This is a genomic window from Novosphingobium sp. BL-S-19 (assembly GCF_055521675.1).
This window is the reverse complement of the sequence record NZ_CM145498.1, coordinates 2,602,573-2,619,564: the sequence shown is the minus strand read 5'-3', so window position 1 is coordinate 2,619,564 and position 16,992 is coordinate 2,602,573. Positions and strand designations below refer to the sequence as shown.

At 64.4% G+C, this 16,992-nt stretch carries 12 protein-coding genes; 7 read left to right on the top strand and 5 right to left on the bottom strand.

Annotation, left to right across the window (positions count from 1 at the left end):
• The first annotated feature begins 20 nt into the window (after positions 1-20).
• The 4 genes from fabD to ACZ1JV_RS20500 all read left to right on the top strand — a co-directional run bounded on the left by fabD (position 21) and on the right by ACZ1JV_RS20500 (position 2,693).
• A complete protein-coding gene (fabD, locus tag ACZ1JV_RS20515; protein WP_465150289.1) occupies positions 21-956 on the top strand; it encodes an ACP S-malonyltransferase in 936 nt (311 codons plus the stop codon).
• A 39-nt stretch (positions 957-995) separates the two neighbouring features.
• Positions 996-1,388: a GxxExxY protein gene (locus ACZ1JV_RS20510; RefSeq protein ID WP_465135578.1), complete on the top strand. Its 393-nt coding sequence runs from the start codon at positions 996-998 to the stop codon at positions 1,386-1,388.
• A 65-nt stretch (positions 1,389-1,453) separates the two neighbouring features.
• Positions 1,454-2,218 carry a 3-oxoacyl-[acyl-carrier-protein] reductase gene (gene fabG / locus ACZ1JV_RS20505; protein WP_465135577.1) on the top strand — a complete coding sequence of 255 codons (765 nt, stop codon included), beginning with the start codon at positions 1,454-1,456 and terminating at the stop codon, positions 2,216-2,218.
• A gap of 4 nt (positions 2,219-2,222) precedes the next feature.
• Positions 2,223-2,693: a GNAT family N-acetyltransferase gene (locus ACZ1JV_RS20500; RefSeq protein ID WP_465150288.1), complete on the top strand. Its 471-nt coding sequence runs from the start codon at positions 2,223-2,225 to the stop codon at positions 2,691-2,693.
• Here ACZ1JV_RS20500 and ACZ1JV_RS20495 read toward each other — a convergent pair.
• Complete coding sequence (locus ACZ1JV_RS20495; protein ID WP_465150287.1) at positions 2,684-3,049, bottom strand: hypothetical protein; 366 nt, start codon at positions 3,047-3,049, stop codon at positions 2,684-2,686. The two genes, ACZ1JV_RS20500 and ACZ1JV_RS20495, sit on opposite strands and share 10 nt — an antisense overlap.
• 289 nt (positions 3,050-3,338) lie before the next feature.
• On the opposite strand from ACZ1JV_RS20495, the gene dnaN reads away from it, so the two are divergent.
• Entirely contained in the window at positions 3,339-4,457 is a 1,119-nt protein-coding gene (gene dnaN / locus ACZ1JV_RS20490; RefSeq protein ID WP_465135574.1) for a DNA polymerase III subunit beta, read from the top strand.
• A 76-nt stretch (positions 4,458-4,533) separates the two neighbouring features.
• Here the strand turns inward: dnaN and ACZ1JV_RS20485 are convergent, their stop codons facing one another.
• From ACZ1JV_RS20485 to ACZ1JV_RS20475, 3 genes are all read right to left on the bottom strand, one after another.
• On the bottom strand, positions 4,534-6,582 hold the full coding sequence (locus ACZ1JV_RS20485) for a putative bifunctional diguanylate cyclase/phosphodiesterase (RefSeq protein ID WP_465150286.1): 2,049 nt from the start codon (positions 6,580-6,582) through the stop codon (positions 4,534-4,536).
• 222 nt (positions 6,583-6,804) lie between these two features.
• Complete coding sequence (locus tag ACZ1JV_RS20480; RefSeq protein WP_465150285.1) at positions 6,805-7,329, bottom strand: TlpA family protein disulfide reductase; 525 nt, start codon at positions 7,327-7,329, stop codon at positions 6,805-6,807.
• A 195-nt stretch (positions 7,330-7,524) separates the two neighbouring features.
• Entirely contained in the window at positions 7,525-8,847 is a 1,323-nt protein-coding gene (locus ACZ1JV_RS20475) for an FAD-dependent oxidoreductase (protein WP_465150284.1), read from the bottom strand.
• A 222-nt stretch (positions 8,848-9,069) separates the two neighbouring features.
• Here ACZ1JV_RS20475 and ACZ1JV_RS20470 point away from each other — a divergent pair, with 222 nt between their 5' ends.
• Both ACZ1JV_RS20470 and lepA read left to right on the top strand, forming a co-directional pair.
• Entirely contained in the window at positions 9,070-11,829 is a 2,760-nt protein-coding gene (locus ACZ1JV_RS20470; RefSeq protein WP_465150283.1) for an EAL domain-containing protein, read from the top strand.
• A 90-nt stretch (positions 11,830-11,919) separates the two neighbouring features.
• Positions 11,920-13,722 carry a translation elongation factor 4 gene (lepA, locus tag ACZ1JV_RS20465; RefSeq protein ID WP_465150282.1) on the top strand — a complete coding sequence of 601 codons (1,803 nt, stop codon included), beginning with the start codon at positions 11,920-11,922 and terminating at the stop codon, positions 13,720-13,722.
• 264 nt (positions 13,723-13,986) lie between these two features.
• Here the strand turns inward: lepA and ACZ1JV_RS20460 are convergent, their stop codons facing one another.
• Positions 13,987-16,878, bottom strand: coding sequence for a TonB-dependent receptor (locus ACZ1JV_RS20460; RefSeq protein WP_465150281.1), 2,892 nt, complete (start codon positions 16,876-16,878; stop codon positions 13,987-13,989).
• Positions 16,879-16,992 lie beyond the last annotated feature (114 nt).

The window sequence follows — 16,992 nt, the reverse complement described above, 5'->3', positions numbered from 1 at the left end:
GGACAGAAGGAGCCGCCAAGATGCGTGCATTCGTATTTCCGGGACAGGGCAGCCAGAAAGTCGGCATGGGCGCCGAACTCGCCGAAGCCAGCGCCGTCGCGCGTGAAGTCTTCCAGGAAGTGGACGAGGCGCTCGGCCAGAACCTCTTCCGCGTAATGACGCAGGGCCCCGAAGAGGAACTGACCCTGACCGAGAACGCCCAGCCGGCGATCATGGCCAATGCCATCGCCGTCCTGCGCGTGCTGGAGAAGGAAGGCGGCATCACGCTCGCCGACAAGGCGGACTTCGTTGCCGGCCACTCGCTGGGCGAATATACCGCGCTCTGCGCCGCCGGTGCCTTCAGCCTTGCCGACACTGCGCGCCTGCTGAAGCTGCGCGGCCAGTCGATGCAAGCGGCCGTTCCGGTCGGCCTTGGCGCCATGGCCGCACTGCTGGGCGCCGACATCGAAAAGGCCACCGCGCTGGCTGAAGCCGCTGCCGAAGGCCAGGTCTGCACCGTCGCCAACGACAACGACCCCACGCAGGTCGTGATCTCCGGCCACAAGGAAGCCATCGAGCGCGCCATCGCTCTCGTTAAGGACCACGGCATCAAGCGCGGCGTGCTGCTGCCGGTGTCGGCCCCATTCCACTGCCCGCTGATGCAGCCCGCTGCCGATGCCATGGCGGAGGCGCTGGCCAAGACCCCTCCGGGCAGCCTGCATGTGCCGCTGTTCGCCAATGTCACCGCCTCGGTCGTCACCGATCCCGCCGAAGTCCAGCGCCTGCTGGTCGAACAGGTCACCGGCCGTGTCCGCTGGCGCGAAAGCGCGATCGCCATGCGCGAGGCGGGCGTCGAGACGTTCGTCGAACTCGGCGGCAAGGTACTCGGCCCGATGATCAAGCGTTCGGCCGGTGAGGTGGAAGTGATCTCCGCCGTGACCATGGCTGAGATCGAGGAACTGGCGAAGGGCCTTTAAGAGTTCGCGCAAAGGCGCGAAGGCGCAAAGGGGGCGGCCTTGGTTGATGTCGATGCGATCAGCGCAGATGTCGTTGATGCTGCCGTTCGAATACATCGCGGCCTTGGTCCAGGCTTGCTGGAAAGCGTGTACGAAACTGTCCTCGGGGCTGAACTGGAGCGCCGGGGATACAAGGTTGACCGGCAGAAGCCGGTCGATATCCGTTTCGACGATATGCATTTTCCAGCGGCTTTCAGGGTGGATCTACTGATCGAGAACAGTCTCGTCATCGAAATCAAGTCGGTGGAAAATCTCAGCCGCGCCCATGCCAAGCAGGTTCTCACCTACTTGCGTTTGCTCGATCAGCCCCTAGGGCTGCTGCTCAATTTCTCGGGTGAAACGATGAAGGAAGGAATTCGGCGGTTGGTGAACAACCATCGATCCGATCGCTGAGGCCTTCGCGCCTTTGCGCCTTTGCGCGAACCCGTTACAACTAAAGCCATCACGGAGTGACCCAGATGTTCAACCTCAACGGAATGACCGCCCTTGTTACCGGCGCCTCGGGCGGCATCGGTTCCGCCGTCGCCCGCGCGCTGGCCGCGCAGGGTGCGCGCCTTGCGATCTCGGGCTCGAACGCGGACAAGCTGCGCGCCTTCCGCGATGAGCTGGACGAGCACACCCCGCAGCATGTGCAGGACGTCGACCATGTCGCCATCGCCTGCAACCTGGGTGACCCCGAGCAGGTCGAGAAGCTGGTTCCCGCCGCGCTCGAATCGCTGGGCAAGATCGACATCCTGATCAACAACGCCGGCATCACCCGCGACAACCTTGCCATGCGCATGAAGGACGAGGAGTGGGATCAGGTCATCAAGATCAACCTCGAATCGACCTTCCGCCTGATGCGCGCCGTGACCAAGCCGATGATGAAGGCCCGCTTCGGCCGCATCATCAACGTCACCTCGGTCGTCGGCACCACCGGCAACCCCGGCCAGATGAACTACTGCGCGGCGAAGGGCGGCATCACCGCTATGTCGAAGAGCCTCGCGCAGGAACTCGCCAGCCGCAATGTCACCGTGAACTGCATCGCGCCGGGCTTCATCCGCACCGCGATGACCGACGTTCTGCCCGACGCGCAGAAGGACGCGCTCAACGGCCGCATCCCGATGGGTCGCATGGGTGAGGGCGAGGACATTGCCTCTGCCGCCGTGTTCCTGGCCTCGAAGGAAGCGGGCTACGTCACCGGCCAGACGATCCACGTCAACGGCGGCATGGTGATGATCTGAGGTGGTGTCGGGTTTGGCGCGGATGGTGAGGGTGGAGCCCTGCGATCCGCGCGATCCCGATGCTGCTGCGGTGATGGCGCGCCTTTCCGGGGCGCTCGCCGCCATCACCGGCGACGGTGGTACGTCTTCGTTCGATCCGGCGGACGTTCTCCTGCCTCGCGCGCTATTCGTAGTCGCGCGGGACGGGGAGGGCGCGGTGATTGGCTGCGGCGCTTACCGGCCGCTTGAAGACGACGTGGCGGAAATCAAGCGCATGTATGCAGAGCAAGGCTGCGGCGGGCCGCTTCTCGCCCACCTTGAAACGGCCGCGGTGGCTGACGGCTATCGGCAGGCGTGGCTCTCGACACGCCGCGTGAACGAACGTGCCGTCGCATTCTACAGGCGCCATGGCTACGCCGAAGTCGCGCCCTATGGCCACTATGCGGATCGGCCGCAGTCGATCTGTCTTGGAAAAGTCCTTCCGCCTCAGCCTTGAACGGTGCCGTCGGCATCGACGATCCTGGCACCCAGCTTTCCGGCAATGTCCCGCGCAACCGCAAGAATCGAGTGCCCGTCCGGCTCCGGATCCGGCGCGCTGAAGCTGACGGTGCCGTTGGGCGACCACCACAGCGCGCGCAGCCATCCGTCATAGCCATCGCGCCATACTTCGACATCGCCACCGCGGTTCGGCATCACCACCCATTCGCGGGTGACGGGGTTGAGGGCATTGGCATCGCCTTCGGCAAGGCGAACCCCTTCGATACCGCCAACGGCATCCTTCCATTCGGGCAAGGTGATGGGCTTGATTTCGCCGCTTTCATCCTTGCGTTCGATGCGCAAACCTAGAGACAAGTCGTTAGGCTCCCACGATTTCGGGGCTATTGGGGGTGCAGTGCAGCATGCTCTGCGCTAACGTTTAGGGCAAGGGGAAGGTGCCGTCTGGCCCCAATCCTGCGGCAAGACGTGCCGTAACCGTCCAAAACGCGGCAGAACCCCCCGATTTATCCCCAGTTTCGCCTTGAGTGGGCCATTACTCGCTTGCCGCAAGCCTTACGTTCGCTAGAGATATTCGTCCTGAAATTCGGGATTGTCCGTGTCAACCGGGCGTCCCAAGCCCGACCAAGGGGGACCTGAGGCTGACATGAAGGCCACCATCGAACGTTCCACGCTCCTGCGCTGCCTCAGCCACGTGCAGTCCGTTGTTGAGCGGCGCAACACCATTCCCATTCTCTCGAACGTGCTGATCGAGGCTTCGGGCACCGGCTCCCTGCGTATCATGGCGACCGACCTTGACCTGCAAGTGGTCGAGACCCTCGGTGCGGTCTCGGTAGAGCAGGCCGGCGCGATCACCGTGTCTGCGCACCTGCTGTTCGACATCGCGCGCAAGCTGCCCGATGGCAGCCAGGTCAGCCTCGACGCCTCGGACAACCGCATGGTCGTCAAGGCCGGGCGCAGCCGCTTCCAGCTGCCGACGCTGCCGCGTGACGATTTCCCGGTGATTGCCGAGGGCGAACTGCCGACCAGCTTCGAAATCTCGGCGGCAACGCTGGGTCAGCTGATCGATCGCACGCGCTTCGCGATTTCGACCGAGGAAACCCGCTACTACCTCAACGGCATCTTCCTGCACGTCACCGATGACGAGCTGAAGGCCGCCGCCACGGACGGCCACCGCCTCGCCCGCTTCACCCTTGCTCGCCCCGAGGGCGCGCAGGGGATGCCGGACGTGATCGTGCCGCGCAAGTGCGTGGCCGAACTGCGCAAGCTGCTGGAAGAGGCGCTGGACACCAACGTGCTGGTCGACCTTTCTGCCAGCAAGATCCGCTTCACGCTGGGCGGTGAGCACGGCGTGGTGCTGACCAGCAAGCTGATCGACGGCACGTTCCCTGACTACACGCGCGTCATCCCCACCGGGAACGACAAGCTGCTGAAGGTCGATCCCAAGAGCTTCTTCGAAGGCGTGGACCGCGTTGCGACCATCGCCACCGAAAAGACCCGTGCCGTGAAGATGGCGCTGGAGCAGGACCGCGTGACGCTTTCGGTCACCTCGCCGGACAACGGCACGGCGGCCGAAGAAGTGCCGGCGGACTATTCCTCGGATGGTTTCGAGATCGGCTTCAATGCCAACTATCTCAAGGACATCCTTGGCCAGATCGACGGTGACACAGTGGAACTGCACCTTGCCGACGCCGGCGCGCCGACGCTGATCCGTCAGGACGAAAAGAGCCCCGCGCTCTACGTGCTGATGCCGATGCGCGTCTGATCGCAGGCATTGCCGCTAAAATGAAAAGGGCCGGGGTGCGAACCCCGGCCCTTTTTCTTATGCGCCCAGTGTGACGTCAGGCGACTTCGCTCTGCGGTATCATCGACGCGGTGAAATAGTTCGGTACCTCGTTCGCCTCGATCGGCCGGCTGTAGAAATAGCCTTGTAGGTGCGTGCAGCCGGCGCCTTTGGTCGCGTCGATCAGATGCTCCTCGCTGATCCCTTCGGCCACGACTTCGGCACCGACGTGGCGCGCCATCGTCACCGCCGCTTCCAGCACCGCGACGGAGGCGGGATCCTGCCCAAGGTCCATGACCAGGCTACGATCCAGCTTCATGCGATCGAACTTGAAGCTCTTGACCATCGACAGTGACGAATAGCCGGTGCCGAAATCGTCCAGCGCGATGCGGAAGCCCAGGTTGCGGAGCAGGTTCAGCGTCAGCAGCGCACGGGTGTTGCGTTCGATGGAGAGCGATTCCGTCACTTCCAGAAACAGCCGGTGCGGGGCGATGCCGTGGCGGCCGCAGGCATCCAGCAGGAAGGCGCTGAACCCGTCGTGCTGCAGCTGCAGGGGCGAGAGGTTGATGCTCATCAGCATGTCTTGCGGCCATTGGGCAAAGTCCTGCAGCGCGCGGCGGATGATCCATTCGCCCAGCCGCACCATCAGACCGCTGCGCTCGGCCGCGGGAATGAAAGTGGAGGGTGGCACTTCGCCCAGCGCGGGATGCTTCCAGCGGACCAGCGCTTCCACTTCGCGGGCCTTGTCGGAAACCGGGTGGATCGGCTGGTAGACCATGCGCAGTTCGCCCTTTTCGAATGCGGCTTCCAGATCCTTTTCCAGCGCGCGGTCCACGGCGCGTTCTTCCGCCATCTGCGGCGCGAAGCCGGTGGCGCAGTTGCGGCCGGTCTTCTTGGAGGCATAGAGCGCCATGTCGGCGTTGCGCAGGATCTCGTCGATATCGGCATCCGGGGCGCCGTGGACCTCGGTGACGCCGATCGAGACCGTGATTGCCACCGAATATTCGCCCAGACTGAACGGCGTGCGCATCGAATCGGTCAGGCGCGAGGCGAGCCCCGTCACCGATTCACCGTCGGAAAGTTCGATGCAGACGGCGAACTCGTCACCACCGACGCGCGCGACGATACTGGAATCGCCCAGGTTGGTCTTCAGCCGTGCGCCGATCAGCCGTACAAGTTCGTCACCCGCGGCGTGGCCGTAATCGTCGTTGATGTGCTTGAAGCGATCGATATCGATCAGCATGCAGGCGAAGTAGTGCTCCGGCGCGGCGCTGAGCAGCCAACTGACGTCTTCCTGAAACGCGCGGCGGTTGGGCAGGCCGGTGGCGGCATCGCTGAAGGCCAGATTCTTCACGGCCTTGGCATTGCGCCGGAAGGTTTCCAGCGGGCCGGACAGGTCTTGAAGTTCCTTGAGGCGGAACGAGCCGATCTCGATATCGAGATCGCCGTTGGCAAGGCTCTGCAGCGATCGATGCATCCGGCGCACGGCGGGCAGGATGTTCTTCAGGATATCGAACAGCACCAGCGAAACGATCAGGATGGTGACCAGCCCGGCGCTCAGCACCAGCAGCTGCCAGCGCGCGATGGAGGCGACGAGGCGGCGCTGGGCGGCTTCGCGTTCTGCATGGGCGCGCTCGACGATGCGCGTGGCCAGCACCGCCATGGCATTGTTGCGCGTTTCGATCCGGTTGATCAGCCCGCGCCGGGCGATATCGCCGGACTGGACTGCCAGGATCGCGGCAACGTGGCGATCCAGATCGGCAAAGGGATCGGACGCTTCGGGAAGGTCATAGAGCGCCATGCCGCTGTTGCGCAGCCGGCCCAGCTTGTCGCCGATGGCGATGGCGGCATCGGTAAGCTCGTTACCGGTGCCGTCTTCGTCGCTGGCGGCAAGGCCGCGATTGGTGGCCATGCGCAGCTTGCCCACCGCTTCGGCGAACTGGTCCGCATTTTCGGCGATCGCCGATGCATGAACCAGTGCCTCACCATCACGGCGCAGCCCGAATGCCTCACGCTGGGTGACGATTTGCAGCAGGCCGGTCGCCACGACGATCAGTATAAGGGCGCCGACCAAGCGCGTTTCCAGCGAAGAGAACAGTCGGCCCAAGGCCGGTTTCCATGACAACATCAGCGCACCCGAAATTCTTTGTCTGGCCGGAGATAGTCGAACGATCTCCGGTCCCGGACTTGATTTGCGGATGGTGAACTAGACTGGAAAACCTAAAAAATCATAAGAATAACAATAATTTATTTCGATAAACTGTCATCAAACCGTAACAAGAAAAAGGGATTTGAATCAGTTCTTGGAAGTACGCTTGCCTAAAGCCAATCAGGCCGGCGGCTTTTCAGCCAGCAGCGGGATCAATACCGCGTTGAGATCGTCTAGATCGAAAGCGCCTGCCTTGGCGTAGCGCACCACCCCGGCCCTATCGATCACGAAGTTCGTCGGTACGCCGGTCAGCGGTCCGTAAGGGCCCTTGATCCTGCGGCCCGCCGGGATCGCCATGGCCTTGAACAGGGCCTTCAACTGGTACAGCGGGAGCGAATCCTGCGTGGTGATGGCGAAGGCCTTCAGCCCGTGCTTGGCCTGTATCGCATAATACCTGTCCAGCGTGGGCAGCTCCGTCCGGCACGGCACGCACCAGGTCGCCCAGAAATTGAGCACGACGACCTGCCCGCGAAGCTGCGCCAGCGTCACCTTGCTGCCGTCCATCAGGGTGATTTCGAAATCGGGGGCGGGTTGCCCCACTACCGGGGTGGAGGTTTTTGCCTCGGCCATGGAATCGACCATGCCCGACGGCGCGGCCAGCATCAGCGCCGCCGCCAAAGCAGCGCCAACGTGCATCATCTTCATGTCGCGTAACCCCCTGTTCGCCAATCCATTGCGCATAGCAGCGGGTTGGGGGCGAACCAATGAAATCGCCGTAAGGTTGTGGGGCTGGGGCGGCGAAGCCGACGAAGCAATCCAGCGCGGCGTAAACTGCCCTGGATTGCTTCGCTTCGCTCGCAATGACGAGAGAGGTCGAAAGGATGGCCCCCGCCGGCAAGCCTACCGCTTGCCGGCCGCCTCGATCATCTGTTCCACCGCCACGAACTTCTCGCGCGGGGCGCCGTTGCGGGCATTGGCGACTTCCGCCTCGTCGATCTTCTGCCAATCGGTGAACTTCACATAGTCGATCCCGCGTTCGGCCGCGAGCGCGTCAAAACCGGGGCGGCCGGGCTTGCCGGCGCCGTCGGCGCGGAAGCCGCCCAGATCTTCGGCAATGCGTTCGACGATGGCGAAGCCGTCGGGCCGGTTGGTGCCGATGGTGCCGGTGGGGCCGCGCCGGGCCCAGCCGACGCAGTAGAGACCGGGCGCGATCCGCCCGTCTTCGTTGGCGAAGCGGCCGTGCTGATCGTCATAGGGCACGTCCGGAATCGGGGAGGTCTGGTAGCCGATGCAGGCGACGACCAGACCGGCGGGGATGCGATAAGTCTCCCCGGTGCCGACCGCCTTGCCATCCTCCAGCCGCGTGCGCTCCACTTCCACCGCTTCGACGCGGCCGTCACCGAGAATCGCGCGCGGGGCGGCGTAGAAGTCGAATTCGATGGAGACTTCATCGACTTGCGGCTCGGCAGGCGCGGCCTTGGCAAAGTTGCGCAAGTGGCCCACGGCCTTGCGCTGGCCGGGATCGAGCGCGGCATCGCCGGTTTCGGCCGGAAGGTCCGCCGCGTCCACATGCGGGCGGGCGCGGCTGAGCAGGGTCAGCTCGCCCAGTTCCTTCGGCGTCATCGCGATCTGGAACGGCCCGCGCCGGCCAAGGATGACGATGCGGCGCACTCGCGATCCGGTCAGCGCCTTCAGCGCGTGGGTGACGATGTCGGAGCCTTCGAACTCCTTCTGCGACTTCGCCAGGATGCGCGCGACGTCCAGAGCGACATTGCCGTTGCCGATCACCACCGCCGTATCGTGCGCAAGCTGCGGGTTAAGGCCGGAGAAGTGCGGGTGGCCGTTGTACCAGCCGACGAAGGCGGCGGAGCCGAAGACATTGGCCAGATCCTCACCGGGCAGGCCAAGCTTGCGATCGTTCGGCGCGCCGGTGGCCAGTACCACCGCATCATAGAGTTCGCGCAGTTCGCCCACGGTGACGTCGCGGCCGATCCAGACATTGCCGATGAAGCGCACATTGTCAGTCTGCGCGGTTGCCTCGTATCGGCGCGAGACGCCCTTGATCGACTGGTGATCGGGGGCGACGCCGCTGCGGATGAGTCCGAAGGGCACCGGCAAGGCGTCGAAAATGTCGACCCGAACCCCGTCCCCCCATTGTCTGAGCGCTGCTTCGGCCGTGTAGTAGCCGGCCGGTCCCGAACCCACGATCGCGATATGTCGCATGGACTTGCTCTCCCGTGAAAGAGCGCACCGGGCGTGCGCCCCGTCAAAAAACAAGCAAGCATGGGGCAGGGGGCGGGGCAAGCGAAAACGCCCACTTGCGACCAGCCGTTAATCTACGCGTTAGCCCCTGTGATGCGCCGCAAAATCGGATTTTTGCCCTTTTGAGCCGCTGCGGATTTAACCCTTTTGAAATGGGCCGGGCCGCAAGAGCGGGACATGGCGATGACAGGTTCCCGCAGGAGACGGTACACCGTGCGCAAGGGCGTGCCGGGCGGGCGCGAATCCGGGCTTTTGCAGGTGCGTGCCCGCGTGCGTACGGCAGCCGATACGGATTCGCCCATTACGGACAATCCCGTTGCCGATTTGCCCGTCACCGCCGAGTCGCGCGGCATGGCCGGGAATTTTGCGCAGTTGCGGCCCAAGGGGCCCAGCAGCGATCCGCTGTTTTACTTCGTCGCGCGCCGGTGGGAGCTGATGGCCCCGGCGATGGTATGCGTGCTGGCGATGACCGCGGTGCTTTCCGGCACTCGGCCGGGGCGGGCGACCATTCTGCTGGCGCTACTGGCGATGGCCGGCTGCCTTGCCGCGCCCTTGCTGGCGCGAATCGAGGAGCGACGCCGACACGACAGCCCGATGCGCTATCCGTTGATGCTGCTGGCGATCGGCGTGCCGATGGCGCTGTTCGGCCTTGCCACCTCGCTTTGGGCGCCGGCGGTCGATGCGGGCTACACGGTCAAGGCGCACGTCCTGCTGGTGCTGCTGGCGACAGTGCTGCTCAACGGGCGGATGACCTCCATCGTGGCGGCCACGGTGGCGCTGTGGTTTGGCGCCTCGCTGCCATCGGCCTCTGTCTATTCGTTCGGCCTGCTGGCGGCGGGCTGCGGCTTGGGACTGGTGGTGGCCATGCGGCAAGTGCGCGAGGCTGCCGCCGAATCGGCGCACCGGGCCGAGCAGGACATGCGCCAGCACCGCGCCGAGGAACTTCTGGGTGAGTACGAGGATACCGGGCAGGGCTGGTTCTGGGAAAGCGACCGGCGCGGCATGGTCACTTATGTCTCGCCGCGCATTGCACAACTGCTGGGCTGCACGCAGGACGAAGTGGCGGGCCGCGCGTTCACCAGCCTGTTCCATGTCGAAGCGGACGGGCAGCCCGAAAGCGAACGCACGCTGGCCTTCCATCTCGCCACACGGTCTTCGTTTCAGGACCTGACGGTGCGGGCGGCCACGGGTGAGGCGGATGAGCGCTGGTGGTCGATCTCCGGCCGGCCGGTGCTGGACCAGTTCCATAATTTCCTGGGTTTTCGCGGTTCGGGCACGGACCTGACCGAAACCCGCAAGTCGCAGCAGCATGTTACCTTGCTGGCGCGGTTCGATTCGCTGACCTCGCTCGCCAACCGATTCCAGATGGCGGAATGGCTGGAGAAGATCCTGACCTCTCCGCGGCTGGAAAGCCGGGCCTGCGCGGTGTTCCTGCTCGATCTCGACCGTTTCAAGCAGGTCAATGACACGATGGGCCACCCGGCCGGTGACGCCCTGCTGAAGCAAGTGGCCGAACGCCTGACCACCACGGTGGGCGCGATGGGCCGCGTGGGGCGCCTGGGCGGGGACGAGTTCAAAGTGCTGCTACCCGGCCATCACCAGCACGAGGGCCTTGCCCATATCGCGCGCCGGATCATCGAAAACCTGTCGCAGCCTTACGAAATCGACGGCGTGCGGGTGACCATCGGTGCCTCCATCGGCATATCGCTCTGCCCGGAAAACGGCAGCACGGCCGAAGAGATCATCCGCAACGCCGACCTTGCGCTCTATGCCGCCAAGGGCAGCGGGCGCGGGCGGCATTACTTCTACGATGACGATCTGCATTCGGACGCCAAGGAGCGCCAGCAGCTGGAGCAGGACCTGCGCGATGCTATCGTGCTGGGAACGCTGGAACTGCACTACCAGCCGCAAATCCACACGACGACCGAGCGGATCACCGGGTTCGAGGCGCTGCTGCGCTGGAACCATCCGCGCCACGGCTACCTGTCGCCCGCCAAGTTCGTGCCGGTGGCGGAAGAGACCGGCTTGGTCGCCCAGATCGGCGAATGGGCGCTGCGCACGGCCTGTCGCGATCTTGCCGCCTGGCCGGAAGATGTGCGCGTGGCGGTCAACGTCTCGCCGTTGCAGTTCTCCAACCCGGCGCTGCCGGAGATCGTCACGCGGGCCATCGCCGATGCGGGGATTGCGGCCGGCCGGCTGGAACTGGAGATCACGGAGAGTGTGTTCCTGGGCGAAGACAAGTCCACCGAAGGCATGTTCGCGGCACTGAAGTCGGTGGGCGTGCGTCTGGCGCTGGACGATTTCGGCACCGGCTATTCCTCGCTCGGCTATCTGAAGCGCGCGCCGTTCGACAAGATCAAGATCGACCAGAGCTTCGTGCGCGGCGCTACGATCGAAGGCAGCCGCAACGGGGCGATCATCTCGTCGATCGTCAGCCTGGCCGAAGCGCTGAACATGGAAACCACGGCCGAAGGCGTGGAGACGCTTGACGAGCTGGATCTGGTGCGCCTGCTGGGATGCAGCCACATTCAGGGCTATATCTATGAAAAGCCGCTCACCGCCATCGGCGCGGCGGCAAGGCTGGCGCAGGGATTGAGCGCCGTGGCGCAAGGGCCGCGTTCGGCGCGCGCACCGCGTCAGACGATGCTGCGCAAGGTCGTGCTGGAACACGATGGCCACATCTACCACGCCACCATCCGCAACGTTTCGCAGACCGGGGCGCTGGTGGAAGGGCTGTGGAACGTGCCGGTGGAGACCTGCTTTGCGCTCCATCTGGCCGAGGATAACGTGGTTCTCGCCACCGCACGCTGGTGCCGGGACGATCACATGGGCGTGGAATTCGGCACGCCGCTGGAACTCGATGCCCACGGCGCGGTGCTGTTCACACCGTCGCGGACCCTGTTCGAGGCGAGCGAGGACGGGCCGCTGCGCAAGGTCGGCTGATAGCCGTGTGACGGGCGCCCGGAATGGCGGGCCTGAAAATGCGCGCACACCGCATTTTCAAATGGCCCAAGCGCTGCTAACGGCGCATCCATGACCGAACTCGCCCAGATCCGTAATTTCTCGATCATTGCCCACATCGACCATGGCAAGTCGACGCTTGCCGACCGTCTTATCCAGCGCACCGGGGGCCTCTCCGACCGCGAGATGAGCGCGCAGGTGCTCGATAACATGGATATCGAGAAGGAACGCGGGATCACCATCAAGGCGCAGACCGTGCGCCTGAACTATACGGCGTCCGACGGGCTCACTTATGAGCTGAACCTGATGGACACGCCGGGCCACGTCGACTTCGCCTACGAAGTCAGCCGCAGCCTTGCCGCCTGTGAAGGCGCGCTGCTGGTCGTCGACGCTGCGCAGGGCGTGGAGGCGCAGACGCTGGCCAACGTCTATCAGTCGATCGAGCATGACCACGAGATCGTGCCCGTGATCAACAAGATCGACCTGCCCGCCGCCGAACCGGAAAAGGTGCGCAACGAGATCGAGGAAGTGATCGGCATCGATGCTTCCGAAGCCGTGCTGGCCTCCGCCAAGTCCGGCATCGGCATTGACGAGATTCTCGAAGCCGTCGTCGCCAAGATCCCGGCGCCTTCGGGGGACCGCACCGCGCCGCTGAAGGCGATGCTGGTCGATTCCTGGTACGATCCGTACCTTGGCGTCGTCATTCTGGTGCGCGTGATCGACGGCGTCATCAAGAAGGGCCTCAACGTCAAGTTCATGCAGGGCGGCACCGATCACCTGGTCGACCGCGTCGGCTGCTTCACGCCCAAGCGGATCGATCTGCCCGAACTCGGCCCCGGCGAAATCGGCTTCATCACCGCGCAGATCAAGGAAGTGGAGCAGGCCAAGGTCGGTGACACGATCACCACCGTGAAGCAGGGCGCCACGCAGGCGCTGCCGGGCTACAAGGAAGTGCAGTCCGTGGTGTTCTGCGGCCTCTTCCCCGTCGACGCCAACGACTTCGAGAAGCTGCGCGAATCGATCGGCAAGCTGCGCCTGAACGACGCCTCTTTCAGCTTCGAAATGGAATCGAGCGCGGCGCTGGGCTTCGGCTTCCGCTGCGGCTTCCTGGGCCTGCTGCATCTGGAAATCATCCAGGAGCGTCTGAGCCGCGAATACGACCTCGACCTCATCACCACGGCGCCTTCGGTGGTCTATCGCCTGACGATGACCGACGGCACCGTGAAGGAACTGCACAACCCGGCCGACATGCCCGATCCGGTGAAGATCGATTTCATGGAAGAGCCGTGGATCAAGGCGGTGATCTACACGCCGGACGAATACCTCGGCTCGATCCTGAAGCTCTGTCAGGATCGTCGCGGTATCCAGAAGGACCTTACTTACGTCGGCGGCCGTGCGCAGGTGACGTACGAACTGCCGCTCAACGAAGTGGTGTTCGACTTCTACGACCGCCTCAAGTCGATCAGCCGCGGCTATGCCAGCTTCGACTACGAGCAGATCGGGCTTCAGGAGGGTGACCTCGTGATGATGAACATCCTCGTGAACAACGAGCCGGTCGATGCGCTGTCGATGGTGGTCCACCGCAGCCAGGCCGAACCGCGCGGCCGTGCACTGGTGGAGCGTTTGAAGGACTTGATCCCGCGGCACATGTTCAAGATCCCGATTCAGGCGGCGATTGGCGCCAAGGTGATCGCGCGCGAGACGATTTCGGCCATGCGCAAGGACGTTACCGCCAAGTGCTATGGTGGCGACATCACGCGTAAGAAGAAGCTTCTGGAAAAGCAGAAGGAAGGCAAGAAGCGCATGCGCGAGTACGGCAACGTGCAGATCCCGCAGGAAGCCTTCATCGCCGCGCTTCGCATGGGCGAGGAGTGAGGTTTTAGCCTCGCTGCTTTCTGGCAGATTGAGAAAAGGGCAGGGGAGCCGTGGCTCTCCTGCCCTTTTTCTTTGCTGTGTGCGTGGGAGGAAGGAAGCGGGATCCCCGCCTTCGCGGGGATGACGAAAATTGAGGTTGCTGGCGGGTGTTGAGCACCCCCGCCCCCACCACATCGTCATCCCCGCGAAGGCGGGGATCCCGCTTGTTCTTAAGCCAAGCGCGACGGCCGAAGAGCGCAAACCACTTCCCCGGCAATCACATCGTCAGAAAATCCGCCGCACAGAAAGCAGCACTGTGCGCCCCATCGGGTCCAGATAGTCCTTCTGATAGGAATAGGGCGTCGCCCCGGTGGCATCGGTCACCGTCTGACGCGTGTCGAACAGGTTCTCGATCGACAGACTGACGCGCGTACCACGCGCCCATGCCTTGCCGCGGAACCGGTTCTGCAGGTTCGCAAACAGCCGAAGGTCCAGCGTCGCCAAAGACGAGAAGTGCAAGTCCCCGGTCGAACTCGACATGGCATCGCCGGTGACCTTGGTTGCGCTCTGCCAGTTGCCTTCAAGCCGCATACCGACGCCATTGTCCACGACGCCAAGGCTGGCGGTGATCTTGTGCTGCGGCGTGGTGCTGCCGGTGACGGTGCCGCCGTGGAGCAGGTCGATCGTCTCGCCATCCTCGGTAAGCTGCACGTCCGAACGCAGCACCCAGGTGTGATAGACCGACGCCAGCAGACGCGCGCCATTGTCGCTGCCGCCGGAAAACCCGCGTCCGCCGCGTCCACCGCCGAAGCCGCCGCCCGGGCCACCAGGTCCACCACCGGGACCACCCGGTCCGCCGGGGCCACCCCCGGGAGGCGGGCCGAAGCCATCGGGTGGCGGGCCGTCGCGGAAACCTTCCGGCGGAGAGCCGTCTGGCGGGAAACCGCCGGGGGGTGGGCCGAAGCCGCCAGGGCCTTCCTGCTCGCGCTGGCCGTTGACGGTGATCTCGCCATCCGCGCCGGGCTGACCGGGCGGAGTCTGGGCGCCGGGTGCCTGCGCACCTTGTTCGCCGCCCGGTTGGCCGCCTTGCTCTCCGGTACGGCGACCGCGCCACTGCCCATTCTCACCGGGGCGCGCCCATGGCGGCCGCTCGGGACGCTTGGGCTTGCGCAACAGGGCGGAGAAATTGAAGCCCCAGCGCACTTGCTCGGTGCGCTGCATATAAACGTTCACCGGGCGCGCATCGACGCCGACCAGCGTGCCCGTGGCATCGCGAACGAAGCGATCGGGGAAGGCATCCTCCATTTCCTCGGTCACGCCGCCGATGCTCATCACGGCGTTGCGATTGCGGCTGTTGACGTAGTTGGCGCTGAAATTGAGCTTCGGCTCGTCCAGAATCTTGGCGGTCAGGCCCAGCTTGAAACTGTGCCGGTCATCCGCCTTCAGGTCGGGATTGCCGCCCGTCACCGTCGTCACCAGCACGGACTGGCCGGTCACATAGTCGTAGACGCGCTGGTTGGTGGTGGTGATCACCGGGCCGCTCAGCTGCGATACGGTGGGCGCGCTGCGGTCCTCGTTCACCGCGGCGATCACGGTCACGCCGTCCACCGGCGTCCAGGTCAGGCCATAGCCGAAGGTGCCCAGCGTGCCGTAGTCGGAGACCTGGGTGATGCCGCCGTTGAGGTTCAGGCTCAGCGATCCGATGGCGCCCAGGAAATGCTTGCTGCGGCTGGTCAGCGGAATGTCGACGGAAAGCTTGGCGTTGCCGTTGGTGCGGTTGGCGTCGCTGTCCGTCACCAGTCCATTGCGGGTAGTGCTTGACGATTGCGCAGTGAAATCACCGCCCAGCTTCAAACTGACGCCCATGTCGCCGGCCGGCAGCTTCAGCAGCTTGCCGAAGATCAGCGCGCTGGCGCTGCCGGTATCGGTGTTGGACTTCGCCCGGTTGGTCAGCATCTGGCCCAGCAGATCAGACGAAAGCGGGCCGTAAGGATCGACGGAGGGGGTGTTGGCGTCCAGCGCGGCCTGAAGCGCGTCGGTATCGTAGCCGGTCTCCGTGCGGGTGTCCGATTCGCTGTGCTCGTAACTGCCGACCACCGACAGCTTCCAGCGGCTGGACAGGTCCATGTTGAAGGTGGACCCCGCCGAAACGTCCGCCGAATTCAGCGACTTGTTCAGCGGATCGGTGGACAGGTAGCGGGTGAAGGCCGCCTCGGTTCCGTCCGAATAGGGATTGTCGGCCGGAACCGTCAGATCGCCGGTGGCCAGACCGTCCAGTGAGCGGCTGGTCTTGTAGGTGCCCTTGAGGTTGAATGAGAGGTTCGCCGATCCGCCCAGATCGTGCGCAAGGCTGGCGCCCAGCGCGTAATTGCGCGTCGATGCCTGCAGGGTGCGGTAGGCGCGATCGTCGGCGATACCGTCTGCCGGCGTGATGCCGCTGTCCGGATCGGGCACGATGTCGCGGTCGCTCTCCAGTATGGAGGCCTGGCCCGAAACTTTGCCGGTTACGTTCAGGCGGTCGTTGTCATGAATCCTGGTGTAGGCGAATGCGCCGTTGCCCTGGCCACCGCCGCCCTTGGTGGACATGCCGCCCTCCAGATTGGCGACGCGCGACTGGAAGCGACGCTTCAGGATGATGTTCACCACCTTCTGCTGTGCGTCGTAGCCGTACTTGATGGCCACTTCCTCGGGCAGGATATCGACGCGCAGCACCGATTCCACGGGCAGGTCGCCCACTTCGTTGACGCCGGAAACGCGTTTGCCGTTCACCAGAACGACCGGCCCGCTGGACGAATCGCGGCCCGAGATGCTGGCGGTCTGGTCGGCGATCTCGCTGAGCAGGTCGCTGATCGAATCGACGCCGTAGGAGGCGATCTCACCCTGATTGATCTGGTTCTCGGGCGGGATGTCGCCGATCACTGCGCCCGGCACGGCTTGCCCACGGACGACGATCTCGTCCGTACTGCCGCTGTCTTCGGCGGTGTCGGGCTGGCTGGTGGTTTTGGCCGCCGTGCCCTTTGCACTGGTTGTGGCGGCGGGCGAAGCCTGCTGCGCGCGGGCCTCTATCGGTGCGGTAATCGCCGTTGAGGCGAGTATCAGGCACAGTACGCCGTGGCAGCCCCCGGCGGAACGGGGGCTGGGCCGAGAGGCGTAAAGGGGGGCGACAGCTTCGGGCATCCTCATGATTCCCGGCTAGATCGCGGGGCGCCCGGCGGAAATCCTCGAATAGTAAGAAATTGTAATGAGCCGGGCAGAGTTGTCGCGGACGCTCCCAATTCGGCCTCAACGCGG